The following is a 5,013-nucleotide window of genomic DNA, read 5'->3' on the forward strand; positions in this document are numbered from 1 at the left end:
GGCGGCGTAGGGGGTGGAGACCGCGTCGGGGATGATCGCGGCCTGGTCGAAGGGGAGGCTGTCGGGGATGGGGATGAGGGTGTCCTCGCGGGCGAGGGTGTACTGGGCCCAGCCGCCGTCGTAGTCGATGCCGGCGGTGAGCATCTGGGTGCAGGGGCGGTGGCGCACGCAGCCGGCGCAATGGCCGCAGGTCTTGCCGGCCTCCAGGGTGACGCGGGTGCCGACGGTCAGGCCGCGCTTGAGGTCGGGGCCGAGCGTGTGGATCACACCGGAGACCTCGTGTCCGACAGTGACCGTGTCGGAGGTGGCGAACAGCGGGACGAGGGAGCCGTCGATCAGGTGGACGTCCGAGAGGCAGACGCCGGCGGCCTTGACCTCGATGAGGACCTCGCCCGGACCGGGCACGGGGACGGGGACCTCCTCCACAAGGAACTTCTTGCTGTCCAGGTGGAAGCGTCCGGCGAGCATGGTGTCCATGAAGATCTGCTTTCTGTGAGCGGCACTCCCGGCAGTTCGGACCGACGGGTGCCGTGTGGTGTCTGACGGGCTTGTGGTGGCCGGGAGGCGTGCGGGGTGGCAGGACTGCGCCGCACGCCTCCCGGCGTCTGAGGTCAGGCGAAGACGTCCTGCTGGTAGCGCTCGTCGGCCTCGAGCTGGGCGAGCCACTGCTGGGCGGCCTCGTCGTCGCTGCCGGTGTGCTGGCGGTAGATCGCGGCGAGCGCCTCGCGTACAGCGGGTGCCATGCGGCGGCCGTCACCGCAGACGTAGAGGTACGCGCCCTCTTCGAGGGCCTGCCACACCGTGTCGGCGGCGCCTGCGATGGCGTTCTGCACGAACCGGGCGGGGTGGCCAGTCACCGCGGAGAAGGCGGTGTGCACCTGCGCGATCCCGGCCCGCTCCCAGTCCTGCATCTCCTGGCGGTAGAAGTAGTCGTGCTCAGGGTGGCGGCAGCCGACGAAGACCTGCGAGAGACCGACCTCGGTGCCGTTCTCGTGCTGGTGGGCCCGCTCCTCCAGGAAGCCGCGCAGCGGTGCGATGCCGGTGCCAGGGCCGATCAGGATCAGCGGCGTGGCGGGGTCGGCCGGCGGGGCGAACGTCGGGGACGGGACGCGGACGTAGCCGTAGATGACGTCACCGGGTTCGAGGTCTGCGATGTAGGAGGAGCACACGCCGCGGTACTGGCCGTCGCCGGACAGCGCCGGGCCCTCCAGCAGGCCGACGGTCAGGCGCACATGACGCGGGTCGGCCGACGGGGCGGACGAGATGGAGTAGAAGCGCGGACGGATCGGGCCCATCATCTCCAGGAACACCGCCAGCGGCACCTCGACCGCCGTAAAGCGCTCCAGCAGGCCCAGCACCGAGACGCGCTTGCCGAGGATCTCCTTGCTGTAGCGCTCCTCGGCCTCCTCGGTGTCGGCTGTGTACGCCTGGAGCTGCGGCCTGGTCCACGGGCACTGGGTGTACTCGGCGAGCGTCTGGATCTGGGAGCGGGTGGCCACGTCCTGCAGCTCCAGGAACTCGGTGAGCAGCAGGCCGGCTGTGACCGGGGTGCCCACCGGCAGGTGGGTGCGGCCACCGGCCGGCTGGTCCAGGCGCAGGGCCTGGTCGCGGTCGACGCCGAGGCGGCCGAGGGCGCGGTTGACCAGCGCGGGCTCGTTCTTGGCGAAGACGGCCAGGTGGTTGCCGGTGTCGTAGGTGACGCCCTCGGGGAGCTCGATGGTGATGGACTTCGCGGACGGGCGCGGCGGCTCGATCTGGAAGTCCCACAGCCCGGTCGCGTCGGCCACGAGTTCCTCGTTGGCGACCACGGTCAGGGGGTAGGCCTGCTCGGAGACGATGGCGGGGCGTACGTCCGCCTCGGTCAGCAGCTGCACCTGGTAGCGGGGCGCGCCGTCGTCGGAGGTGTCGGCGGCGTACTCCTCGGCCAGGGTGGCCCACAGGGTGTCCATCCAGCGGGTGGCCATGCCGTCGAAGTCGCCGGCGGCATCCGCGATGCCGCGCTCGATGACGGGGGTGGCGCCGGCGGCCAGCAGCCCTTCCTCGATCCGCTTGGGGAAGGCCTGGTAGGTCGCCACCCACTGGGTGTTGCCGGCGCCCAGCAGCGCGAACCGCACGTTCGACAGTGAGCCCTCGGGCAGCCCGGTCGCGATCAGGTCGTCGAAGCGCTGGGCGTTGTCGGGTGCCTTGCCGTTGTAGCTGGCGGCGACGACGACCAGCAGGCCCTCGGTGGGCAGGTTGTCGCCCAGCTGGTCCAGGCTCGTCAGCGTCGTGCCGAATCCGGAGCGCTCGCTGCGGTCGGCGATGGTGCGCGCCAGGTCCTCGCACGAGCCCAGGCTGGAGGCGTAGGCGACGGTCAGGTTCACCCCGACACCGCTGACCGCGGCCTGCTGCTGCTCAGCATCGCTGTGCAGGTCCGCGGCGCCGAAAACGGTCCGCTCGTGCTCCTGGCGGGTCCGCACGACGAGGTTGAAGTCGCCGGGCTTGCGCGTCAGCGCTTCCCGGGCGTCCATCTTGTAGTCGTCCGGGTCGGAGAACTTGAGCTTCTGCAGGACGAGCGCGAGGGCGAGGCGAGCTTCGGTGAGCGCGAACTGGCGACCGATGCAGGCACGCACGCCGTTGCCGAACGGCTTGTAGGCGTGCGGGTGCTGCTGGGCCCGGTTCTCCGGCAGCCACCGGTCGATGTCGAACTCCTCCGGCCGCTCCCACGCCTTGGGGTGGGTGTGCAGCGGGCCCTCCAGGATGAGGACCTTCGTACCCTTCTTCAGCTCGTACCGGCCGCCGATGACGGTGTCCTCCCGCGCCGTCTTGCCGAATAGCGGGATGGGAGCCCACAGGCGCAGGGTCTCGTCCAGGATGCGCGGGATGATGTCCAGTTGCATGATCGTGTCGTAGTCCGGGACGGTGTCGCCGGGCAGCAGGCGGTCGACCTCGGCGTAGGCCTGGGCCAGGACGTGCGGGTTGCGCATCAGCGAGTAGGTGGCGAAGGACAGCAGGCCGCTGGTGGTCTCGTGACCGGCGATCAGGAACGTCAGCACCTGGTCGCGGACGTTGTCGTCGGCCAGCGGCTTGCCGGTCTCCGGGTCGGTGGCCTCCAGCATCAGGCCCAGCAGGTCCTCCTCACCGGTGCCCTTCCCCTCGCGGCGCTCCTTGATCACACTCTCGACCAAGTCCTGCATCAGCTGGATGTTCTCGCGGTACTTCTTGTCGTCCGCCTTGCGGAGCTTGGTCATCATCGGCAGTTCCTGCGAGCGCCGCAGCGACTCGATCAGCGCGCCCAGCAGCGCGTTGAGGAAGGGGTGCAGCTCCTCCTTGTCGAAGGAGTCGAACCGGTAGCCGAACCCGGACAGGGCGATGGTGTCCAGGGTGAGCCGGGTGTAGTCGTCGGTGATGTTGACCGGCTGCCCCTCCCTGCGTTCCCACTTGCCCGCCAGGTTCTGGGCGATCTCCAGCATCTGCCCGAAGTAGGCCTTCATGGCCCGCTGACTGAACGCCGGCAGCAGGACACGGTGCGCCATGCCCCATTCCTCTTCGTGCTGGTGGGCCGTGAACAGCCCCGCGCCCGCGAAGTCCCGGACGTGGTACAGCGGCGTCTTCTCGATCTGCTTGAAGAACCGCGTCTCGTCGGAGACCTCGGCCACCAGGTCCGGGTCGTAGACGAAGACCTGCTCGATCCCGGCGATGTCCAAGCTGAAGATGCCCTCGGGGAACTGCTTGGACAGCTCGGCGAAGTAGGCGAACGGGTTGGTGCCGGGAATCTGCGTCGTGTGGCCGAGGAGGGGGACCCCACGCGGGGACCGTATGGGGCGAAGGTCGTTCGCGGAGTGCGTGGTCATGGCTTGCTCCTTCGACGGGGAGAGAGGGATGGGCAAGGGCGCCGGGCGATGCCGCGCTGGACGAAAACATACGTCGTATGGAAGTAGTAGAAACATACGTCGTATGGAAAGTCAAGCGCGGCCGGGGCCATACGTGCGGGCGCTCCGGCACCCGCGGCCGCGCCAGTTCCGTACGTCGTACGAAACTGGTACCGTACGGGGTATGGAAAAGGCGAAGCGTCCCCCGCGGGGAACAAGGAAGAGAGACGTTCCTCTGACCGAGGCCGGGATCTATGCCGCCGCCCTGCAGCTCATCGACGCGGACGGGGTCGAGGCGCTCACCATGCGCAAACTCGCCACCGTGCTGGATGCGAACCCGATGTCGCTGTACCACCACGTGCCGAACAAGGACGCCCTGCTGCACGGCGTGGCGAGAATGGTCGGCGCCCAGTTCCGCACCGTGACGCTGGAGGACTCTCCCTGGCAGGAGCGCATCCGCCTGCTCGCCACGGATTTCCGGACGCTGGCACACCGTCACCCCAAGCTCATGGCCTACTCGTTCAGCCAGCCGGACTTCATCCAGCCCGAAGACCCCTTCTGGGCTGCGCTCACCGCGACGCTGGACTCCGCAGGGGTGCCGCACGCAGAGGTCCCGCAGATCGCCGCTGTCATGTGCGCTGTTGTCATCGGCGTCCTCACCGCCGAACTCAACGGCGCGCTCCACCAGTGGTCGAACCTCACGCCCCCCGCCCCCGCTCCCAGCGAAAACGGGCCCACGGAGACAGGCCCTGACGAGGACCGCATGTTCCGCCTGGTGCTGGACACGATCATCACGGGCCTGGAAAGCCGGCTCACCGCCGATCGTGACGGCCGGCGCGCCGGCCAATGAGTCCGCAGTCCTGAGGCGACCTGCCCGCTTGAGGCAGGCCCCAGGGCGGGCGAGCTCAGGCGGCGGCGCACAAGGAGGCATCCATCACACCCGAAAGGCCGTCTCGATGCGGCCGCCGCGGATGCGCGATGTGCTGCGGCTGGGCCGGGCGGCCGATCTGCGGCCCAAGACAGCGCTCAGTGTCCTGCTCGCGATGGCCGTGCCAAGTCTGGTGCTGCTAGACGAGTCTTTCCGAACACGGTCAGTGGTCGTAGGCGGTCAGTGACCGGCTGACCGCCTGCCCGGTCTGGAAGTTGTGCCAAATCGCGGCGG

Annotated in this window: 3 protein-coding genes; 1 reads left to right on the forward strand and 2 read right to left on the reverse strand. The window is 69.1% G+C overall.

The genetic code is table 11. The features are described 5' to 3' along the window. Both ACWDA7_RS50210 and ACWDA7_RS50215 read right to left on the reverse strand, forming a co-directional pair. Positions 1-477: alcohol dehydrogenase catalytic domain-containing protein (locus tag ACWDA7_RS50210; RefSeq protein ID WP_450614567.1), on the reverse strand; the 477-nt coding region annotated here is incomplete at its 3' end. A gap of 134 nt (positions 478-611) precedes the next feature. After that, positions 612-3,833 (reverse strand): bifunctional cytochrome P450/NADPH--P450 reductase, encoded by a 3,222-nt coding sequence (locus tag ACWDA7_RS50215; protein ID WP_450614569.1) that lies wholly within the window; start codon positions 3,831-3,833, stop codon positions 612-614. A gap of 202 nt (positions 3,834-4,035) precedes the next feature. Here ACWDA7_RS50215 and ACWDA7_RS50220 point away from each other — a divergent pair, with 202 nt between their 5' ends. Continuing rightward, the gene (locus ACWDA7_RS50220; protein ID WP_450614571.1) at positions 4,036-4,701 is read left to right on the forward strand and encodes a TetR/AcrR family transcriptional regulator; all 666 of its coding nucleotides are present in this window, start codon (positions 4,036-4,038) and stop codon (positions 4,699-4,701) included. Positions 4,702-5,013 lie beyond the last annotated feature (312 nt).

This window comes from Streptomyces sp. NPDC001156 (genome assembly GCF_053598275.1).